This is a genomic window from Pseudoduganella sp. GW821-FHT11H04, assembly GCF_058807935.1.
In genome coordinates, this window is the sequence record NZ_JBXARE010000002.1 from 69,560 (window position 1) to 89,565 (window position 20,006).

Here is a 20,006-nt window from a genome sequence, read left to right on the forward strand (position 1 = left end):
TTGCGGTGATACGCTACAGTGGACGAAAAAGGAGCGCTGTCATGGAAAGCAACAGCAGCGAAACAATCAGCGTGATGATTGTAGACGATCATCCGCTGATGCGTAGCGGGATCGCCGCCGTACTATTGGCTGACCCCAGGTTTTCGGTGGTCGCAGAGGCTGGCGACGGCGACGACGCCATTGAGCAATACAAGCGTTATCGGCCCGATATGACGCTGATGGACTTGCAGATGCCTCGGCGGGACGGCATCGAAGCGACGGTGGCCATCCGCAGCCTGGATCCGCAGGCCCGCATCATTGTCCTGAGCACTTATGCTGGCGACGTGCAAGTGGTGCGCGCTTTGAACGCCGGAGCGAGCGGCTATCTGCTGAAGAACCTGGCGCGTACCGAATTAGGCAACTACATCGTAGCTGTGCATGCGGGACAACGGCAACTGCCGCAGCCAGTTTCCTGCAGCCTAGCCAACAGCTTCCAGCAAGATACGTTGAGCAAGCGGGAACTGGAAGTGCTGCGCTTTGTCGCCGATGGCAATTCCAACCAGAGGGTGGGGGAGCGCCTGGGCTTGAGGGAAGACACCATCAAGGCGCATATGAAAACCATCCTGCAAAAGCTCAACGCGCGCGACCGGACCCACGCCGTGACGATCGCCCTGCGCCGTGGATATTGGGAAAACTAAAGGAGAAGGACCATGGATCTGCAACTGAAAGGCAAGCTTGCATTGGTAAGCGGCAGCACGGCGGGAATCGGTTATGCCATCGCTGCCACGCTGGCGCAGGAAGGCGCGAGCGTCATCGTCAATGGCAGGACCCAGGCCGCGGTCGATGCGGCGGTGGATCGCATGCGCACGGAATCGCGCGGCACGGTGCTGGGGTTTGCCGGCGACCTGAGCCAGCCCGAAGCCGCGCAGGAAGTGGTCCGGCTCCATCCGGGCATCAGCATTCTGGTAAACAACCTTGGCATTTTCGAGGCCAAAGCCTTTGAGGATATTCCCGACGAGGATTGGCGGCGATTCTTCGACGTCAACGTCTTGAGCGGCGTGCGCCTTGCGCGCCTGGTGCTGCCGGAAATGAAGCGGGCAAACTGGGGCCGCATCATTTTCATCTCAAGCGAAAGCGCGGTGCAGATCCCGACCGAGATGATCCACTACGGCATGACGAAAACCGCACAAATTGCAGTGTCGCGTGGGTTGGCGGAATCGGTTGCAGGCACCGGCATCACCGTCAACAGCATATTGCCAGGGCCGACGAAATCGCGTGGTGTTGGCGATTTCGTCGAAGGCATGGCGCGTTCGGCTGAAAAAAGTTTCGAGCAGGTGGAAGCAGAGTTCTTCGACAACGTGCGCCCAACATCCCTGATCAAGCGCTTCGCCACGCCGCAGGAGGTAGCTTCGCTCGTCGCCTACGTTGCAAGCCCACTTTCATCGGCAACGACTGGCGCGGCGCTGCGGGTTGACGGCGGCGTGGTCAAGAGCGCTTTCTGACCCAGCCTAAAGCACTGGTGACGGCCACTCAGACAGGCAGCGCCGTCTCGTATTTGACCTCGCGCAGGGCGACACTGGTGTTGACCTGCGAAACACCGGGCAATTTCAGCAGGACGTTGTGCAGGAAGTCGTGGTAGGTATTCATATCGGCAACGATCAGCTTGACCAGATAGTCCGACGTTCCGGTAACTTCATAGCATTCCATGACTTCCGGCCGGACCCGCATCGCATTCTCAAAGCTTTCAACCACCCCCGTGTCGTGCCGCGCCAGCGAGATGTGGAGCAGGCAAACCTGGCGCAATCCCAGCTTGTCGCGGTCGACGATTGCGGCATAGCGGGTAATGACATTTTTCTCTTCCAGTTCTTTTTGCCGCCGCCAGCAGGGTGTGGCGGACATGCCCACCCGTTCAGCTAACTCATTGGTTGAAATCGCGCTGTTCTTCTGGAGTTCAGCCAGGATTTTGAGAGACGCTGCATCAAAAGTGAAATTTTCCATTAACTGCCCGTTTTGAGAAATACAGTTTCGTTTGGCCCGGTTACCTTTGCAAAGTAGGAATAATTTTCCTGACCCGGAAACCTAACATATTGCCTTGATGGTACAGGCGGATTGCCGCCGATTACAAGTTAAAACAAGGAGATACGATGGGTTCGATGGAAGGCGCCGAGGAGCTGGCAAGCCCGCTGGAAAAAGGTATTGAGGGCGAGACGCCGCTAGTGGACCCGGGCTACCAGCTTGATGACAACTTGCGGCGCGAGAGCGGCCGCGTTTTCATCACCGGCACCCAGGCCTTGCTGCGCATGATGCTGATGCAAAAGCGATTCGACGAAGCGCGCGGCCTGAATACCGCCGGCTTTATCAGCGGCTATCGCGGCTCTCCGCTCGGCGCGGTGGACCAGGAGGTATGGCGCGCATCCAAGATGCTCAAGGCGAACCAGATCGAATTCCTGCCGGCGATTAACGAGGAGCTGGGCGCCACTGCGGTGCTGGGCACGCAGCAAGTGGAAGCCGATCCAACCCGTCAGGTCGAAGGCGTGTTTGCGATGTGGTACGGCAAAGGCCCTGGCGTGGACCGCGCCGGCGACGCGATCAAGCACGGTAATGCTTACGGCTCTTCTCCGCATGGCGGTGTACTGGTGGTGCTGGGCGACGACCATGGCTGCGTGTCATCGTCGATGCCGCACCAGAGCGAACAAGCGTTGATGGCCTGGTCGATGCCGGTCCTGAATCCGGCCAATATCGAGGAATACCTTGAATTCGGCTTGTACGCCTGGGCCTTGTCCCGCTATTCGGGGACTTGGGTGGGCTTCAAGGCCATCTCGGAAACGGTGGAGGGCGGGGCGGTCGTCAATATTCCTGCCATGCCGGAGTTCCGCACGCCAAGCGATTACCTGCCGCCGGCCGATGGCCTGCATTACCGCTGGCCGGACCTGCCGGGCCTGGGCATTGAAGTGCGCGTACATGAAAAACTGAAGGCCGTGCTGGCTTTCGCGCGCGCCAATCCGATTGACAAGCTGGTGGTGCCGGCTCCGGTGGCGACCCTTGGCATCATCAGTGCCGGCAAGGCCTATCTTGACCTGCTGGAGGCATTGCAGCGCCTGGGCCTGAGCTTCGAAAAGTTGGAGCAACTAGGCATCCGCCTGTACAAACCGGGCCTGACCTATCCGCTGGAGCCAAACGGCCTGCTGTCGTTTGTGCAGGGGCTCGAACAGATCCTGGTGGTTGAAGAGAAGGGCGCGGTAATCGAGGAGCAGGTCAAACAGCTGCTCTACAACCAGCCTGCGAACCAGCGGCCCGTCATTCTCGGCAAGACCGACGCAACGGGTGCGCCACTGTTGTCGGCCCTGGGCGAGTTGCGTCCATCGCGTATCGCGCCGGTGCTGGTGCGCTGGCTTGCTGCGCTGCGTCCGCAAGCCGGCCTGGCAAATCAGCTGCCGGATTTCTGCGCATCGAGCGGCCTGTCGCAGGATGCCGTGCGCCGCACGCCATTCTTCTGCTCCGGCTGCCCGCACAATACGTCGACCAAAGTTCCCGAAGGCAGCCGCGCGCTGGCCGGTATTGGCTGCCATTTCATGGCGACCTGGATGGACCGCGATACCGTCAACCTGACCCAGATGGGCGGCGAAGGCGTGCCGTGGGTCGCTGCTTCGCGCTTCGTCTCGGAGCCGCACGTCTTCCAGAATCTGGGCGACGGCACTTATTACCATTCCGGTTATCTCGCGGTGCGCCAAGCGATTGCGGCGGGGACCAACATCACCTACAAGATCCTGTACAACGACGCTGTTGCCATGACCGGCGGGCAGCCGGTGGATGGCGGCTTGAGCGTTCCGCAAATCGCGCAGCAGGTGCTCAGTGAAGGTGCGGCGAAAGTCGTCGTAGTGACCGACGATACCGAGCGCTATAACAGCGTGGTGCTGCCGCAGGGCGTTGCTGTGGAGGACCGCAAGGAGCTGGACGCTATCCAGCGCGAGCTGCGCCAGCTGAAAGGCGTCTCGGTGCTGATTTACGACCAGACCTGCGCCGCCGAGAAGCGCCGGCGCCGCAAGAAGAACAAGCCGGGCAAGGAGGTATTCCCCGATCCGGCCCGCCGCATGGTGATCAATCCTGCGGTCTGCGAGGGCTGCGGCGACTGCGGCGTGCAATCGAACTGCCTGTCCATCATGCCCTTGGAAACTGAGCTCGGGCGCAAGCGCCAGATCGAGCAGGCCTCCTGCAACAAGGACTACTCCTGTGTGGAAGGTTTCTGCCCAAGCTTTGTCTCCGTGATTGGCGGGACGCTGAAAAAGCCGGCGGCGGCGCGCGTCACGCTGGCGCAGCTGGAGCTGGCGCTGCTTGGCTACCCGCAGCAGCAAAAGCACGATTTCAAGCAGCCGTTCGAATTCCTGGTCGCCGGCATCGGCGGCACCGGCGTGGTGACGCTGGGGGCGCTGGTGACGATGGCGGCGCACCTGGAAGGTAAGGGCGCGTCCACGCTGGATTTCATGGGCTTTGCGCAAAAGGGCGGCGCTGTCATGTCGCACATCCGCATCGCCGCATCGCCGGAAGAGCTGAACCAGGTCCGTATCGATTTGCGCCAGGCCGATGCACTGATCGCGTGCGACTTGGTGGTGGGAGCGATGCCGGACGCATTGGGCGTGATCGGCCAAGGCCATACCCAGGTGCTGGCAAACAGCCGCGAGACGCCGACTGCTGAATTCACGCGCAATCCCGATGCGGTGGTGAACAAGGATGCCTTGATTGCGAAGCTGCAGGAAGCAGCCGGCAACGGCCAGGTGGTGAGTCTGGACCCAACCGAGCTGGCGACCCGTGCGCTTGGCGAACCGATCACCGCGAACATCGTGCTGCTTGGCTACGCATGGCAGAAAGGCCTGGTGCCGGTGTCGAATGCGGCCATGATGCGGGCGATCGAACTGAATAATGTGGCCATTGACCTCAACAAGCGCGCCTTCCTCCTGGGCCGTCTCGCCGCCGCGAATCCTGCGGCGCTGGAGCAGGCGATCGGCACACGCCCACAGGTGGTCCAGTTTGTGCCGCCACAGGGCCTTGAGCAACTCCTCGAACACCGTAGCCGCCTTCTGGCGGCCTACCAGGATGAAGCCTATGCGGCACGCTATGTCGCACTGGTGCGCGCGGTGGAACAGAAGGAACGGGCCGTCGAAGGCGCGCACGCAAAACTGGTGCTGGCGCGTGCCGTGGCGCGTAATCTGTATCGAGTCATGGCCTACAAGGACGAATATGAGGTAGCGCGCCTGCATAGCGACGGTGCCCTCGCGGCGCAAGTGGCCGCGCAGTTCGAAGGCGACTATTCGCTGCAATTCCACCTGGCGCCGCCTCTGCTGGCGCGCAAGGGGAGCGACGGGCGCCCGCGCAAGCAGGTCTATGGGGCTTGGATGCAGTCCGGCTTCAGCGCCCTGGCCCGCATGAAGCGGCTGCGTGGAACGCCGCTCGACGTCTTCGGCTATACGTCGGAACGACGCCAGGAGCGTGCATGGCGCGACGAATACACGGCTGCCGTGGAGATGTTCAAGCGGTCGCTCAATGCGGGCAACAAAGATCTCGCCCTGCGTATGGCGCAACTGCCCGAATCGGTGCGCGGCTTCGGTCATGTCAAATTGCCGGCGCTGGCTGCTGGCCGCGAAAGGCTGGCCACTCTGAAGCAGCAGATCGCGGCAGGTTCCGCTGCCTAAGCGGGCTGGTGCAGAAATAGCCCAAGGGCGGTCTGGCTGTCGATCATTTGAGCGTATATGTCAATGTTCCATATCCCAATTGATCGAAGCCACCGCTGTTGGGGCCGTAGTCGCCTCCGCCGCCTTCCGGCGCAACTTTGCGTGCATAAGCCTCGACAGCAGGGGCCGCGTGACCTTTGAGCACAACATAGTGGTTGTAGATGAGTGCCCAGATTGGACGCACCTCACCGCGCGAGTTCGGTGAGATGACGGGTTGCGTGACGTCGCTGTTCGTATATTGCGTATAAGTCACGTCCTTCCCGAGGTTGTACCGGGCGGCATATTCCGCTCCGCGCAGGAACCGGTTGTCGTCATATCCGAAAAGATCGTCTCCCTGACTCCAGGCCATCTGGCAGAACGCTCCGAGCAGCGCGATATCGAGCAGGGTATGGCCTTGGTCGCGCCCGCTTTCTTGCACTTGGCCCAGCCCATCCGGATACAATTTCCAAACCACGTGTTCGATTGAACCATTGCCGGCGCCATGCTTGAAATAGTCGACCGCTTCGGCATAGATGTCGCGACGGTCGGCCAGGACTCCGATTGCCAGCATCGACGCCATGTTGGCGAGATCCCAGTTGGCCCAGTAGTGGTCGATCTTTGCGCCGTTGTGCTGTGTGAGGAAGTCGTGGTTCATGGGGTAGAACACGTTCAGCATCATCGACTGGAAGCGCCGGAAATCTTCCGCGCGCCACGTTGGAGATGAGCGCAGGATTTCGCCTGCGTTCGCCAGTTGGTAACCGTAAATACCGGAAGCCAGGAACTTGTCGGAACTGCCGCCGATCATCGTCAGCGTGTGCGACCACGCATTCAGGATTTCTATGGCGTGTTGTGCATAGGCGGTGTCGCCGGTGATCTTCCACCGAAGCGCAAGAGCGTAGGCCGCGGCGGCATCGTTGAAGAGTGCCGCGTAATTCTCTGCGTGGTCTGGGTTTCGTCCGCGATAGATGGCCGACTGCGCATTCGGCTTCCAGTCAAGTGATGCATGGTGGTTGGCGACCAGGCGCTGCCAACTGTCGGACCACGGCTGCCGCCGCGCGGCGACGTTGTCGCGCATGCGTGTGAAATCGCTCTCCATATGTAGCAGGCCCGGGTGAACAAAAGCTGCACCGGCCGTGGTGTGTGACTGATGCGGCGCCGTCACTTCGGCATGGCGTTGGAGCGGGGTGTTGCACCCGCCAAGCATCGAGATGCAAAGAATGGGGAAGGTGGCTGCTGCTCGCAAGGGTATCCCTCATTTGCTTGAAGTAGTGGAAGTCTAATGCTACCATGTCATTGTTATCGATAACTAAGAGTCGTTGGAGGTGATGCACCTATGCTACAGGCGTCGCCAGAGACTGATAAATAAAACGGAGACCGTTGTATGAACAAGAAAGCACGTACGTCCGCGCAGATTGCCGCGTTGGCCCTCCTGCCGTTTGCATTTGTATTTTGTTAAACGATAGGATCGATGATGTGCGTTGCAAAGATGGCTTTTATCCGCAACATGTTTTTGCCAATGGCGGTCTGGTTTGCGGTGGCGGTTTGCCAGGCGCCGCTCGCCATGGCCGCTGACCAGCATCCCCGCTTGGTGCCAGGTAGCGAGGCAGGGCGTGATGCCTTGCGCGAGCGTATTGGAAAAGACAGTGCATTAGCGGGCAAGCTCGCCGCAATCCAGGAGCGTGTTCGCCCATACGTCGAACGGCACGCCCACGATCCACAGTGGATCGTATCGCGCCTGCAAATGTACTGGCAGTCCAAAGCCACCCAAGTGTATGTCAAGGACAGCCTGTATCACCATGCCAGCGGAAACGCACCGGTGCCGACGGTACGCTTCACCGGGGGGCGTGACACTGCCACCGCCTATGCTTCGCCGAAGCTGGAAGACGTCAAGCCTTACATGGGCGAAAACGACTTGCTGTACTTGCAGAACAAAGCATCGGGACAGTGGGAATGGGTGCACCAGTCGAAGAGCGGCCGTATCGTCGAATCCATCAATTTGCGGATCGTGGAACTGGCGCGCGATGCTTCGTTTGTCTACTGGTACACCGGAGATGAAGCGTATGCGAAATTTTCGGCCGCTGTCTTCGATACCTATATGACGGGCATGGCTTACCGCGAAGCCCCGCTGGATTTGAACGGCGCACATGACGGCACGATCGTCGGCATGCAGTCGTATGAGGTGATCCACGAAGATATCGTTGGCCCGCTGGCTGAAACCTACGATTTCATGCATGGATATCTCCGGGGCAAAGCGCCAACCTACGATGCCGCCTTTAAAAAATGGGCGGATCAGATCCTTGCCAATGGCGTGCCTTGGAATAACTGGAACCTGATCAAAGCGCGCTTCGTGCTCCAGATTGCGGCAGTGCTGGAGCCAGAGGCTGCCCGGCAGTACGTGCGCGCCGTCATCGACGGCAGCGGTTCGCGCCAATGGCCGCTGAAGCGTTTGCTGGAATACGGCTATGACCAGGGTACGGGTATCTGGAACGAGTCCCCAGGCTACTCGATCAATGTGGTTAACGATTACCTGGAATGCCTGGAATTGCTTGAGCGCCTGTTCGGCATCGACTTGATGCCGCAAATGCCGGTGCTGGACAAAGCGGTCCTGGCATTGCCGCAATACCTGCTGCCAAATGGCCGTATGGCAGGCTTCGGCGACACCCGCTACGACCGCCTGCGTACCAATGCGGTGGAAGGGATGCTGGCCTACGCAAGCCGCCACGCCGGACCCGGCGGGGAAAGTGATGCTACGCGGCGATATGCGCGCTTGCTGGCCGCAATTCGCGCGGCGGGAGGGCGCAGCGAAGCCGCGCCAGGGGCAGGCACCGGTGTCAGCGGACTCTTTGCGCAGGCCGCTCCTGTCGTCGCTGGCGTGTCCGGCGCCGACGTGCGCGAGTTCCAATCGCCTGTTTTTTATGCCCCCAATGTCAGCTGGCTGATCCAGCGCAATGGCGCTTTCGGGGCCGGCGCAGCGGATAACGCCATGGTCATTTCCCAGGTCGGTTCGATGGGGAACCATGCCCATGCAAACGGCATTGCCATGGAGCTGTTCGCGCATGGTGTCAGCATCGCGCCGGAAAGTGGCCGCGGTTCCGGCTACCTTCAGAATGACCACCTGCAGTATTACGCGCAATTCCCGGCGCACAATACGGTGGTCGTCGATGGCGCGTCCACGTATCCTTCGATGAAGATCGCCCATCCGCTGAAGATTGATGCGGCGTACCCTGCACCTGGCAAGCCGGCCGGCCAGGTCTTCCCATGGGCCACGTTCTCCGATGCCGCATTTACCGAGCCTGCCACGGATGCGCAGCAGCGTCGCGTGCTGGGCACGGTGCGGCTTGACAGCAAGAATGGATACTTCGTCGATATCTTCCGTTCACGCCGCAGCAATGGCAAGGACAAGTACCACGACTACATCTATCACGGCTTGGGGCAGACGATGGTGTTCACCGACGCGCAAGGCAAACCGTTGACGGAACAACCTTCCCAGCGTCTGTCGTTTGCCGATGGCGATATGTTTGGCTATGACTTCTGGAGCGATAGGCAATCGCTGACATCATTGCAGCCTTTGCGGGCCCGTTTTGACCTGGCATTGCCGGAGCGCTCGGTGTCGGTGCACGCCTGGCTGCAGGGCGGGGCTGGCCGGGAGTTCTTCTCGGTGAAGGCGCCGCCGTCAACGGCGTGGCCGGCCGGCATGCTGCCTGGCGGCATAGACAAACTGCCGTCGCCAACCTTGGTTGTGCGCCAGTCGGGTGAGGCATGGACGCATCCATTCAGCCTGGTAATCGAGGCGGTCCAGGATGAGATGCCGCCGCAGGTTCAGTCGGTGACGGAATCCAATCCGCAGCCGGGCGCGCTGGGTATCAGGGTGATGGCGGCAGGCGGTAAGGTGCAAAGCATCTTGTCGAACGACGGGCCGCAGGGCGTGTACTCGCATGAAGGCAGGCGCTTGAAAGGGCGCTACGGCATCGTGGCCGAGCAGGGCGATAGGCTGGACTACCTTTTCCTCGGCTATGGCAGCGAACTCGCCGGCCAAGGCTATGCGTTGTCAATTAAGAAGGGCGAGGCTTCGGCTGCCCTGTGGCGGCAAGATGGCGGCTGGCGTTACACCAGCGAGGCGCCCTTGCTGTTGCGGGTACCAGTGGCTGGCTGGCCGCGCATCCTGTCGATAAAAGAAGGTTCGAAAGTCCTGCGTGTGGCCGGGCGCATGGTGCGCGAGGCGGGACAGCAATTCCGGATCTTCGAGCTGCCGGCATCGGCTGTTGCCGCTTTGGAGTAAATACCTGTGCCTTTTGTGATCGATATCATTATAATCATGTTGCCGGAGGAATCGCATAAGCCGTGAATTAATTAACCGATAACAAATGAGCATGGTAGAACTGACTAAGAAAACCGACCGCAACCAGAATGGCGCCACGATCTACGATGTGGCTGAGTTGGCGGGAGTGTCAGGAATGACCGTATCCCGCGTGATGAACGGTAACGCGCACGTGTCCGAAACGACGCGGGCCAAAGTCATGGCGGCGGCCTCCAAGCTGAACTATCAGGTCAACGCTGCCGCCCGCGCGGCGCGCGTGGGCACCATGGGCATTGGCCTGCTGTACAGCAATCCGAGCTCGGCATACCTAAGTGCTTTCCTGGTGGGGGCCATGGACCGCTGCAGCCAGACCGGTGGACAACTGATTCTTGAGCACTGCGATGATGCAAAAGGCCAGCGCGCTGCCATTGCCAGGCTCATTGCCAACGGCGCAGATGGCATCCTGGTGCCGCCGCCGCTCTGTGACTCGAAAAGCGCGTTGAAGCAGCTGGACCAGATCGGCATTCCTGCGGTGGCGATAGCGACCGGTCGTCCGTCGTCCACCATGTCCGCTGTGCGCATCGACGACTATGAAGGTGCGCGCGATATGATGCGCTACCTGCTGACCCTTGGCCATAAAGATATCGCCTTTATACAGGGGGACCCTAAACACACGCCGGCGCAATTGCGCTACAGGGCATACGTCGATGTCATGGAAGAGGCCGGTCTGCCGGTCAAGCCCGACCGCGTTGCGGCGGGGCTGTTCACGTATCGCTCCGGCCTGGATGCCGCCCGCCAGTTGCTAGGCAAGAAATCGAAGCCGACAGCGATATTTGCTGCGAATGACGATATGGCCGCTGCCGCAGTGGCGGTGGCGCACGGCCTGCATCTGGATGTACCGCGCGACATCACCATCTGTGGCTTCGACGATACGCCGGTCGCTACGACAGTCTGGCCGGAACTGACCACCATCCACCAGCCGATTGGCGACATGGCCCGCGCGGCGGTCGATTTGATGGTGGAATTGATCCGCAATCGCCGCAACGGCGAAATCGGGGGCATCCAGCATAAGCTGCTGCCCTATACCCTGGTGACGCGCGAGTCGTCCGGCAAGATGACTTGAGGGCCTAACGAATCGAGAAACCCGTCACATAGGGGCCGACGTCGATCTCCGCCGCTTCTTTCGTGATAACCTGTTTTCCGCGCAGGCGCAGGTTTTCGATTTTGATGTCCTTGATTTCGGTACCTGGCGCCAGGCCGCTGATGATCGATTCGCCAGGCATCCCTTCTCCATCAAAGCTGATGTTGCGCAGCACGACTCCCTGAATGCCGCGTCCTGGCTTGGTGTTTGCCGTAGCGCTCGCAATGGTCCGCTTGGTCTGGCCTGCGACGATGTTGAACAGCCTGCCTTCTTCAATCCGGTGGACCCTGATGTCGCTGAAGGTGATATTTTTCATCAGCGTCGCGTTCCCCGAATAGATCGCCATGACGCCGTCCCACTGCGTATCGTCCTCATCGAAATTGACGACGTCGATGTTCTCGAAGGTGACATCGCTGATTGTGCGCGGTGCGTCTGCGTCGCCAAAATGCCCGACAAACATTGAGTGCGCTACATCGTTCCAGATCGTCAGGTTACGGGCCTTGATGTCGAATGTATCCGCCGGTTGCGCCGCACCGGGCGGGCCCACAGGGCGGATAGGGCGGTCTTTGCAGATCGGACAGTCGGTGACTGCATAGACCGCAATTGCATCGTCGGAGGTGCGCAGGTAGCCGCCGTCAATGGTGATATCGCGCGAAGTCGAAATATTGAATCCATCGGACCATTTACCAGCTGTAAATCCGCTGACATCCTTCACCGACACGTTTTCCGAATTGCGAATGTTCATGATGCGTGCGGCATCGGCGCGCTCATCGTTGACGATGATCAGGTCGCGAACCTCGACGTTGCTTGCGCCATCCAGATCGATGGGGCGGCCTGGGTTGTAGAGCAGCCCGCGCCCAAGGATTTTCACGTCATGAACATGGTCCAAGGCAAAGCTGCCCCGTAAAACTGCACCTGGCGCGAGGTAGATGCGATCACCGGATTTGACCGGGAACCGGTCACTCCCATCTGCAGGTGCATGGAAACCCGGGCCGTAGTAGATTGCCCCGGCTGCGGGTGTGTCATTGTGAGACGCGCCAGCGAGAATATGGAGGTTATGCAATCGGTCGTCGTCGAATTGAATCGAGAAGCGTTCCGGCTTGTCCAAAGTCAGGCGAATGATCGAACCGTCGCGAATCAATTGCATTCCAGAGCGTTGCGGCAACACCTCGGCGGTGCTGAACCTTCCGTTGTTCTTTTCGACTTCCAGTTCGACTGTTCCGGCGAAATCAAAATAGACCAGCGACGCATTTTGGCGCGCATCGGCATCCACACGAATATTGTATTCGTACAGGTTCTGCCATTTTCCGCCCGGGCTCCGCACGCGAACCGTGTAGTCATCGTTATGTGCGGCATAAAGCAACTGCCGCGGAACTTCATAGACCTGCAGGGCATTTTGCGTTTCTGCGGCGGCGGACAGAGGCGAACGTCCCAGACTGAAAAGCGTTAAGCCAATGAATATAAGGGGTCGTAGCATTGGATACTTTCTGCCCGCCGGTCGGGCGCGGGAATTACAGAGGCAAGATACCTTGCAGCGATGAGATTTTTTCCGCGTCGGACCAACTGCCAAGCAGCTTGCCGTCGGCGGAGAACTCCAGCAGCTGGCGGCCCTTGTGGCCGTTGTCCGTACCATGCCCCTGCCAGTTCGCCACCAGGATGTTGCCATTGTCCAGTACGACGAAGGTGGCGTAGAAGAATGGCGCAACTTCTTCGAGTACCTGGCCTTGGGCGCCAAAGGTGCCGCTTAGCTTGCCGTCGGCGTCGAAGCGCGCCATGAAACCGCCATAGCCGGCCGAGACTAGTGTGGTGCCGTCGGCGAAACGGTGGGCTTTCCAGGCATGTTCAAAGCCGGGTGCCGCCAGTTTGCGTACTGCTTGCAATGCGAAGTCGGTTTCGAGGATATGGTCGTTGGTGCACAGCAGGTAACCGCTGTCGGTGCAGGTCATGCCGCGCACATAATCGCCTTCGCGGCGCGCTTCGCCGGCGAGGTTCAGGTTCCGGTCGAGCGTCAACACATTGATGCCGTTGCTGCCGCCATCGAGATCCATGCCCGCTACCAGGGTGTTGCCGTTAGCCAGGCGGGTGACGGCGGTGACGCCGCTCCAGCGGTCGCACACGCGCAATACATCGCCGGTGCTGACATCCAGCTCCAGGAAGCCGCGGTCGAAGCCTACCAGTGCGCACTGCGGCCCGACCAGCTGCATGGCGCGGGGCAGGGGGAAATCCGCCATGTCCCGGCTCCATCCCACCGCCGGATCCTGCGTATCGATCAGGTGCATGCGCTGGCGGCCTTCGTCGACCGCCAGCAATCGGTGTTTCAGTTCCATCATTCCGTCTTTCCTTACCAGTATGGCTGCCAGTCGCGCGACAGGCGCACCAGCGCCTCAAAATAAAAGTAGTCGCCCCAGATGCAGCACTCATCGACCCCGATGCGGTTCGGCTTGTGGTATACGCCGTGCTTCAGCAGGCCGCTGCCGGGGGCGCCGTTCGCAATGAAGTAATCCCTGGTCAGCACCTGTACCATGCCGCCGGCGGCTTGCTGGTAGGCCTCGCGCAGGGGATCGTCTTGCGGCAGGTTGCGGGCCAGTTCCAGCAGGCCGCAGGCGGCGATGGCGGCCGCCGAGCTGTCGCGTTCTTCCGTCCCGCTGGTGAAGATCAGGTCCCAGTAGGCGATGCCATCTTCCGGCAGGCGGTTGAGGTAGTAGTTCGCGACGACTTTTGCCACTTCCAGCAGGCGCGCGTCCTTCTTGTAGCGGTATACCAGCGGGAAGCCGGAGATGCCCCAGGCCTGGCCGCGCGCCCAGCATGAGTCGTCGGAAAAGCCCTGGTGTGTCTTGCCGCGGCGCGGCGCACCGGTGGCGGGGTCGAAGAAATAGGTGTGGAATGTCGAGCCGTCCGGGCGCACGATATAGCGTGCCGCCGCTTCAATATGCCTGTCGGCGGCAGCCTTGAAACTCGGGTCCTCGCTTTGCTCGCTGGCCCAGTAGAGCAGGGGCAGGTTCAGGTTGCAGTCGATGATCATGCGGCCGCTCTGCTCAGGGTCGTTCAGATCGCCCCAGGCCTGGATGATGCCGGCACGCTCCAGGTACCGTTCCTGCAGCAGGCTTGCCGCGTACCGTGCGGCGACGTGGCCCTGGACATTGCCGGTCAACTTGTTTGCGGCGACGCACGACAGGCTGTACAGGAAGCCCAGGTCATGGTGATTGGTGTTGATGCGTTCCTGCTCGCGCTGATGGAAGCTGGCGACGTGCACTTCGGCCGCTTCCCGGTAATAGTCGGCGCCAGTCACCTCATAAGCCAGCCAAAGCATGCCGGTCCAGAAGCCATTGGTCCATTCGACGTTGCCGATGGTAGGGTAAACCGAGTTGACGCTCGACGGCGCAGGGAAGTCCGGGCCGAAGTGTTTCAGGTTGCGGTCGATGGCGAGCAGGACGCGCTCGATGGCGTCGTCCAGTTCTTCCTTGTCGGGGGCAGCCGGCCAGGAGCGGGGAGCCAGCGGTTCCAGTGTGGCCGTGGTCAAAGAATCGGTCATTCAATTACTCCTTCAAAGTTGTTCAATGGGCTGGCGCTTTGCGTGCCGCAGTGTGGTTCGTGTCCGGACCGGTATTGCCGTTGCGGGGTATTTCCGCTGGAGTTGCCTCGAGCAGCCAGGCGGATAGCAGCATGAACACCAAGCCGAAGAATGCGAGCGACAGGTAGGTGGAAGGGAATCCGATCAGGTCATAGCTTAGGCCGGCCAATGGCGACAGCATTGCCAGGCCCAGTGAATGCCCGAAGCTCACGCCTACCATGTAAATGGTCGATGCAAGGCGGTTGTCGAAATGGTGGGCGATGTAACGGAAAATCGACACCGCCAGGATCGGCAGTTCCACCGAGTGCAACAGCTTCAGGGCGGAAATGGAGAGTGGACCGACCGCCAGGCCGGACCCGGCAATGCGTACCAGCATGACGGAACCGGCCAGCAGCAGCCCGTTCTTGGCGCCGATGCGCTTGACCAGGAGCGGCGACAGGAACAGGCCGCCCGCTTCGATAAAGATCTGGACGGAATTCAGGTAGGTGAACATCTCAGTGCCGAGCTTACGGTCCGGGAACAGCGACACGAAGTAGGCCTGGAACTGCTGGTCGAACACCAGGTAGATATTCGTCACGCCCAGGATGAAGACCATGAAGCGCCAGAATTTCGGATTGCGCATCAGGCCCAGGGCGTCGGCCAGTTTGACAGCGCCTGGTGCCGCGCCGGCGTTCACAAGACCGCCTTCTTCCGGTTTGGTGCGCCACAGCAGCAACATGGCCAGCATGACCAGGCCGGCGCCGCTGGCGCAGAAGAAGTTGATCGATGGGTCGATATTGAACAGGCGGCCGGAGAAGGCGGCTGCGCATGCAAAGCCCAACGAGCCCCACATGCGCACGCGGCTATATTCAAAGCCATGGCGGCGGCCTACGCGGTCAACAAAGGATTCCAGGGCGTAGCTGCCGGCAATGAAGGTCACGCCCAGGTAAATGCCGCCGACCACGGCGCCCAGCCAGATATTGGTTTTGAGCAGGGGACCGTAGACATACAAGAAGAACAGCCCGCACAGCGCCACCAGCGCGCTGACAGTCCACAGGATATGCTTGCGGAGGCCGATCTTATCGGAGACAAAGCCATAGACCGGCTGGGAGCACATGGCCGCGACGAAGTTCGCGCCCAGCACGATGCCGGTTTCGGCGCCGCTCAATTTGAGCGAGTTGCGCAGCCACAGGGTGAGCAACGAAATGCTCATGGCCTGCGAGAAGAAGTACACAAAGATGAGCGTACTGAGGAAGCGGTAGTTCGATTGCTTGCTGGTCATGGTGTGCCCCTTACTTTGCCGGCGTCAGCCAGATTGCCTGGCCGCCGGACGGCAGCAGGTTCGCTTCAATCGTGGCTCCCGCCTGCACTTCCAGTTTGCGGATGCCGACTTTGGTCTTGGTCGGCGCAGCGCCATCGTCTTCGTAGATGGTGGCGGTATAGCGCTTGCCGGGTTCGAGGAAGTCCAGCTTGATGCTGGCCTTGCGCGCGTCGTTGTTGGTGATGGTGCCGACAAACCAGTCGCTTCCTTTGCGGCGGGCCGTCGTGACGAATTGACCAGGGGCGCCTTGCAGCAATTTGCTGTCGTCCCAGCTGGTAGGAATGCGGTCCCAGAATTCCAGCTCGGGCTCATTTGCAGACATGTCCGGCGTGTCATACCAGTAAAGTGTTTGCAGCGGGCTGAAATAGATCGCAGCCAGGGCCAGCTGGTGCGCGTGCGTGGTCTTGATGCGCGGGTTGTAGTAGCAGACCGTATAGTCGGCGGCGCCGGCCAGGAAGCGCGTGAACGGCAGCACGGTATTGTGGGTCGCATCAGGCATTTCCTCGTTGCCGCGGATGCCTTCGGAAGTGATCAGGTTGGGCCAGGTGCGCTGCTCGCCGGTAGGGCGCCAGTCGTCATGGATATTGACCATCAAGCCGGCGTCCGCAGCCTGGCGCACCGCCTGGTTCAGCCAGGTGGTCCAGCGGTGCGAGCCTACCTGTACGAAGCCGAACTTGACGCCTTTGACGCCCCATTGCTTGTAAGTTCTGAAGAGGGTATCGCCTTGGGCGAGCAGTGCTTGCTGGTTGACGTACAGCCAGACGCCGACGCCTTTGTCTGCGGCATATTTGATAATGCCGGGCAGGTCGAAGTCAGGAATGGCTACCTTGGTGGCATCCGAGGAGAAGGAGAAGGCCGGCCCGTACCACTTCCAGTCGAAGAGGATGTACTGCAGCTTGTGGCGCGCGGCGAAGTCGATATTCGCCTTGGCGCTGGCCGTCGTCTGTACCATCACGCGCATGATCTTGCCGGGCTTGACGAAGGAGGCGTCGGCAATGGCGTTGGGCGCATTCAGGTTCAGGATGAAATAGCTGTTGTCGGCCAGCGCGGCGGCCGATTCTGCAACCATGATGCCGCGCCATGGGGTTGCGAAAGGCGATATCAAATCGGCCGGGTCATGCATGGAGGTGACCAGGGTATTTGGCTTGTCCTTGTGCAGCTTGAACTTGGTGCGCGAGTAGTCCGTCATGCCGCCTTCCAGCAGCGCGACGTGGATGCGACCCAGCAGCTCCAGCGTCAGCGGGCGCTCGGATTCGTCAGGCCAGTTAGCCAGCGGAAGCTGTTGGTACGGTGCCTGGGCCCAGCCATGGAACCAGGCTTTGGTTTCAACAGGGAAGGTGAATTCGGTGTTTTCCGCCGTGATGCGGTAGTAGCTTCCCTTTTCGTTCTCCGGGAAGAAATAGCGGAATGCGACACCTTCGTTGTAGGCACGCACTTCCAGCGCCAGTGGGTAGATCGGGTTGTCGTCCTTGACCATATTGACCGTCATCTGGTTGTAGTGGTCGCGCACAGTGGCCCGCTCGCCCACGACCGGACGCCAGGTGTCGTCATGGCTGGCTTGGGCGATGGCGCCGATCTTCAGGTTGTCGAACCATTTTTCCTGGCGGTCGACTTTCAGCGCCATGGCGCTTTCCGACAGATGGTTGTCCAGCCGCAGGTCCAGCAGGGAGTCCAGGATGACAGCCTTGTTCTTGTAAGTGACGCGGTAATACAGCTCCCGCTTGCCCGCCGTGTTTGTCTTTTGATAGAACACGAAGCGGACGTTGTTGTCGGGCGAAGCTACGCTGGCCAGGCCGGGTTGTTCGTTGACCTGGGCCAGTGCACACATGTGCAAGAGGCAGCCCGCGATCAGCGTCAATATGGATTTCATTGCAAAGTCTCCAAATTATTTGTATAGGTGCAGAACTTGTTCGAGCGCAGGCGGTGACGCGCCGGGCGAAAGGCAGGCGGCGGCTCCGGTGGCGACAGAAAACTGCAGGTGTTCCATTGGCGTTGCGTCCGGATTGCGCATGAAACTATAGAGCAGGCCACCGATGCTGGCATCGCCGGCCCCCACAGTGTCGGCGACCGCGATGCGCGGAGCCGGCGCGTGCCACTCGCCATCGGGGCTATGCAGGCTGGCGCCTTCCGCACCGCGCGTGTACAGGTAAGTGGCTTGAGGATTCAGGGCGCGCAGGGCGTCGAATGCGGGTCCGGGTTCGCCACATCGGAACAGGCCGCACAAATCTTCGTCGGAGACTTTGACGACGTCCGCCAGGGCCGCCATGCGGCGCAAGACTGCGTCATAGCGCTCGCCCATAAGGGCGCGGAAGTTCGGGTCGTATGAAATCCGGACTCCCTGTGCTTTAAGCTGCGCTGCAAGATCGATCAGCTTGTTCGACAAAGGCTGCCTTGCGAGGCTGATGCCGCCAAAGTGGACCCACTTCGCCTGCGCTTGCCATCCCGACGGCAAAAGGGCTGCATCAAAATGCAGGTCGGCGCTGTCGTCGCCGACAAAGAAATACTGGGGCGGCGACAATTCGTGCACGATGGCCAGCAGCGGCGACTTGTCCAGCTGCTGCAGGAAGCGCATGTCGAGGCCTGCTTCGGCATTGGCCGCCGCCAGCGCTTGGCCGAATACGTCGCGGCTGATAGCGCCGGCAAAGGCACTGGTGATGCCCAGCCGCGCAACCACGCGCGCTACGTTCCAGGTCGATCCTCCGACCAGGCTGCGCCAATTGTCCGGTCCCACGCGAAGCATGTCGGTCAGGGCCTCGCCGGCGGCGACAAATTCAGGCAGTGCGTTCATGCGTTCCCCAGTACGTTGAGCACTTCGTAGCATGCTCCCATCGTATGGTAATCAACTTTGCCGGCCGGGCTTTTTTCCGCGCTCAGCTTGCGGTTTTCCGGCGACAGGATACGGTACCAGGCGCCATGCTGGTGATCGATCATATGCTGCCAGCTGTAGCCCCAGATGCGGTCATACCAATCCCAATAGCGTGCGTTGCCGGTGCGCGCGGCGAGAACGGCCGCGGTTGCCAGGCTTTCCGCCTGTACCCAGAAATATTTGTCGCCGTCGCAGATTTCATCCTCCGGCCCGAAGCCGTAGAAGATGCCGCCATGCTTCTGGTCCCACGCCTTGTCGAGCGCCATGTCGAACAGTTCGACCGCGCGCGGGGCCAGCCAGTCGGACGGGCCTTGCAGGCTCTCGGCATGGCGTTCCATGATCAGCAGGAGCTTGGCCCACTCGGTGAAATGGCCCGGCTGGTAGCCCCACGGGCGGAAGATATTGGTCTTGTCGTCGCGGTTGTAGTCCCAGTCCACCGACCAGTCGGCGTGGTAGTGCTCCCAGATCTTGCCGCCGGCCAGGGCGGCCTGGCGCACCGTGATATTGCGCGCGACGAGTTCGGCGCGGTGCAGGTAACGCTGTTCGCCGGAGGCCTCGAAAGCCGCCAACAGCGCTTCGCAGGCATGCATATTGGCGTTTTGGCCGCGATAAGGATCGCGCTTCGACCAGTCGGCGTTGGACTGGTCGGCGTACAGGCCAAACTCAGGCTGCCAAAAGCGGCGCTCCATGAGGGCAAAGGTTTCGTCCAGCCAGCCGCGCGCTTCGCTGATGCCGGCTGCCAGCGCGTGCGCATAAGCCAGCAGCACAAAGGCCAGGCCGTAGCAGTGGTTGTCGCCGTCCAGTACCTGCGCCTTGCCGTTTTCCCAGCGCAGCTGCCAGGCATAGCCGCCGGTGTCCCGGTTGCGGTGGGCATCGCGCAGGAACTCCAGACCATGCAGCAGCGCATCGCGGTATTCCGCCTTGCCGAATTGGCGGTAGGCCATGGCAAAGTTGAAGACAAAGCGCGTGCTGCTCACGAGGTGGCGCGTGCTACGGTCGTAAATGCTGCCGTCGTCCATGAAGAAATGATAGAAGCCGCCGCTAGGGTCGATGCAGCGCGGGTAATAGAACCGCATGGTGTGCTGGATGTGCGACAACAGGGTGTCGCGGGAGCGGAAATCTGGAAGCATGGCAGTAGTCCTCATTG

General features: G+C 60.6%; 14 protein-coding genes. 5 read left to right on the top strand and 9 right to left on the bottom strand.

All coding sequences use genetic code 11. The features are described 5' to 3' along the window. Positions 1–41: 41 nt before the first annotated feature. Together AC1RTP_RS04205 and AC1RTP_RS04210 are read left to right on the top strand one after the other, a co-directional pair. Positions 42–677: a response regulator gene (locus AC1RTP_RS04205; RefSeq protein WP_498605012.1), complete on the top strand. Its 636-nt coding sequence runs from the start codon at positions 42–44 to the stop codon at positions 675–677. A 12-nt stretch (positions 678–689) separates the two neighbouring features. After that, on the top strand, positions 690–1,481 hold the full coding sequence (locus tag AC1RTP_RS04210; protein WP_498605014.1) for an SDR family NAD(P)-dependent oxidoreductase: 792 nt from the start codon (positions 690–692) through the stop codon (positions 1,479–1,481). 28 nt (positions 1,482–1,509) lie between these two features. Here the strand turns inward: AC1RTP_RS04210 and AC1RTP_RS04215 are convergent, their stop codons facing one another. Next, positions 1,510–1,977, bottom strand: a complete 468-nt coding sequence (locus AC1RTP_RS04215; RefSeq protein ID WP_498605016.1) for an Lrp/AsnC family transcriptional regulator — start codon at positions 1,975–1,977, stop codon at positions 1,510–1,512. A gap of 155 nt (positions 1,978–2,132) precedes the next feature. Here AC1RTP_RS04215 and AC1RTP_RS04220 point away from each other — a divergent pair, with 155 nt between their 5' ends. Further along, positions 2,133–5,666, top strand: a complete 3,534-nt coding sequence (locus AC1RTP_RS04220; RefSeq protein ID WP_498605826.1) for an indolepyruvate ferredoxin oxidoreductase family protein — start codon at positions 2,133–2,135, stop codon at positions 5,664–5,666. A 43-nt stretch (positions 5,667–5,709) separates the two neighbouring features. Here the strand turns inward: AC1RTP_RS04220 and AC1RTP_RS04225 are convergent, their stop codons facing one another. After that, a complete protein-coding gene (locus tag AC1RTP_RS04225) occupies positions 5,710–6,927 on the bottom strand; it encodes an alginate lyase family protein (protein ID WP_498605018.1) in 1,218 nt (405 codons plus the stop codon). 261 nt (positions 6,928–7,188) lie between these two features. Between AC1RTP_RS04225 and AC1RTP_RS04230 the strand changes: the two genes are divergently transcribed. Both AC1RTP_RS04230 and AC1RTP_RS04235 read left to right on the top strand, forming a co-directional pair. Further along, positions 7,189–9,963: a heparinase II/III domain-containing protein gene (locus AC1RTP_RS04230; RefSeq protein ID WP_498605020.1), complete on the top strand. Its 2,775-nt coding sequence runs from the start codon at positions 7,189–7,191 to the stop codon at positions 9,961–9,963. A gap of 91 nt (positions 9,964–10,054) precedes the next feature. Next, positions 10,055–11,104 (top strand): LacI family DNA-binding transcriptional regulator, encoded by a 1,050-nt coding sequence (locus AC1RTP_RS04235; RefSeq protein ID WP_498605022.1) that lies wholly within the window; start codon positions 10,055–10,057, stop codon positions 11,102–11,104. Between the two features lie 4 nt (positions 11,105–11,108). On the opposite strand, the gene AC1RTP_RS04240 is transcribed toward AC1RTP_RS04235, so the two are convergent. From AC1RTP_RS04240 to AC1RTP_RS04270, 7 genes are read right to left on the bottom strand one after another with little or no spacing between them, the layout of a single operon-like run. Then, a complete protein-coding gene (locus AC1RTP_RS04240; RefSeq protein WP_498605024.1) occupies positions 11,109–12,599 on the bottom strand; it encodes a glycosyl hydrolase family 28 protein in 1,491 nt (496 codons plus the stop codon). 34 nt (positions 12,600–12,633) lie between these two features. Beyond that, positions 12,634–13,452 carry an NHL repeat-containing protein gene (locus tag AC1RTP_RS04245; RefSeq protein WP_498605026.1) on the bottom strand — a complete coding sequence of 273 codons (819 nt, stop codon included), beginning with the start codon at positions 13,450–13,452 and terminating at the stop codon, positions 12,634–12,636. Positions 13,453–13,463: 11 nt separating this feature from the next. Beyond that, on the bottom strand, positions 13,464–14,654 hold the full coding sequence (locus AC1RTP_RS04250; protein ID WP_498605027.1) for a glycoside hydrolase family 88 protein: 1,191 nt from the start codon (positions 14,652–14,654) through the stop codon (positions 13,464–13,466). Between the two features lie 22 nt (positions 14,655–14,676). Next, complete coding sequence (locus AC1RTP_RS04255; protein ID WP_498605029.1) at positions 14,677–15,954, bottom strand: oligosaccharide MFS transporter; 1,278 nt, start codon at positions 15,952–15,954, stop codon at positions 14,677–14,679. Positions 15,955–15,964: 10 nt separating this feature from the next. Continuing rightward, entirely contained in the window at positions 15,965–17,863 is a 1,899-nt protein-coding gene (locus AC1RTP_RS04260) for a glycoside hydrolase family 97 protein (protein ID WP_498605030.1), read from the bottom strand. 15 nt (positions 17,864–17,878) lie between these two features. Further along, on the bottom strand, positions 17,879–18,781 hold the full coding sequence (locus AC1RTP_RS04265; protein WP_498605031.1) for a carbohydrate kinase family protein: 903 nt from the start codon (positions 18,779–18,781) through the stop codon (positions 17,879–17,881). Further along, the gene (locus AC1RTP_RS04270; RefSeq protein WP_498605033.1) at positions 18,778–19,989 is read right to left on the bottom strand and encodes an AGE family epimerase/isomerase; all 1,212 of its coding nucleotides are present in this window, start codon (positions 19,987–19,989) and stop codon (positions 18,778–18,780) included. Before AC1RTP_RS04270 ends, AC1RTP_RS04265 begins: the two co-directional genes overlap by 4 nt. Positions 19,990–20,006 lie beyond the last annotated feature (17 nt).

Coding starts and splice junctions, on each gene's coding strand:
- AC1RTP_RS04205 (WP_498605012.1), top strand. CDS start 42: ATGGAAAGCAACAGCAGCGAAACAATCAGCGTGATGATTGTAGACGAT.
- AC1RTP_RS04210 (WP_498605014.1), top strand. CDS start 690: ATGGATCTGCAACTGAAAGGCAAGCTTGCATTGGTAAGCGGCAGCACG.
- AC1RTP_RS04215 (WP_498605016.1), bottom strand. CDS start 1,977: ATGGAAAATTTCACTTTTGATGCAGCGTCTCTCAAAATCCTGGCTGAA.
- AC1RTP_RS04220 (WP_498605826.1), top strand. CDS start 2,133: ATGGAAGGCGCCGAGGAGCTGGCAAGCCCGCTGGAAAAAGGTATTGAG.
- AC1RTP_RS04230 (WP_498605020.1), top strand. CDS start 7,189: ATGTTTTTGCCAATGGCGGTCTGGTTTGCGGTGGCGGTTTGCCAGGCG.
- AC1RTP_RS04235 (WP_498605022.1), top strand. CDS start 10,055: ATGGTAGAACTGACTAAGAAAACCGACCGCAACCAGAATGGCGCCACG.
- AC1RTP_RS04240 (WP_498605024.1), bottom strand. CDS start 12,599: ATGCTACGACCCCTTATATTCATTGGCTTAACGCTTTTCAGTCTGGGA.
- AC1RTP_RS04245 (WP_498605026.1), bottom strand. CDS start 13,452: ATGATGGAACTGAAACACCGATTGCTGGCGGTCGACGAAGGCCGCCAG.
- AC1RTP_RS04250 (WP_498605027.1), bottom strand. CDS start 14,654: ATGACCGATTCTTTGACCACGGCCACACTGGAACCGCTGGCTCCCCGC.
- AC1RTP_RS04255 (WP_498605029.1), bottom strand. CDS start 15,954: ATGACCAGCAAGCAATCGAACTACCGCTTCCTCAGTACGCTCATCTTT.
- AC1RTP_RS04260 (WP_498605030.1), bottom strand. CDS start 17,863: ATGAAATCCATATTGACGCTGATCGCGGGCTGCCTCTTGCACATGTGT.
- AC1RTP_RS04265 (WP_498605031.1), bottom strand. CDS start 18,781: ATGAACGCACTGCCTGAATTTGTCGCCGCCGGCGAGGCCCTGACCGAC.
- AC1RTP_RS04270 (WP_498605033.1), bottom strand. CDS start 19,989: ATGCTTCCAGATTTCCGCTCCCGCGACACCCTGTTGTCGCACATCCAG.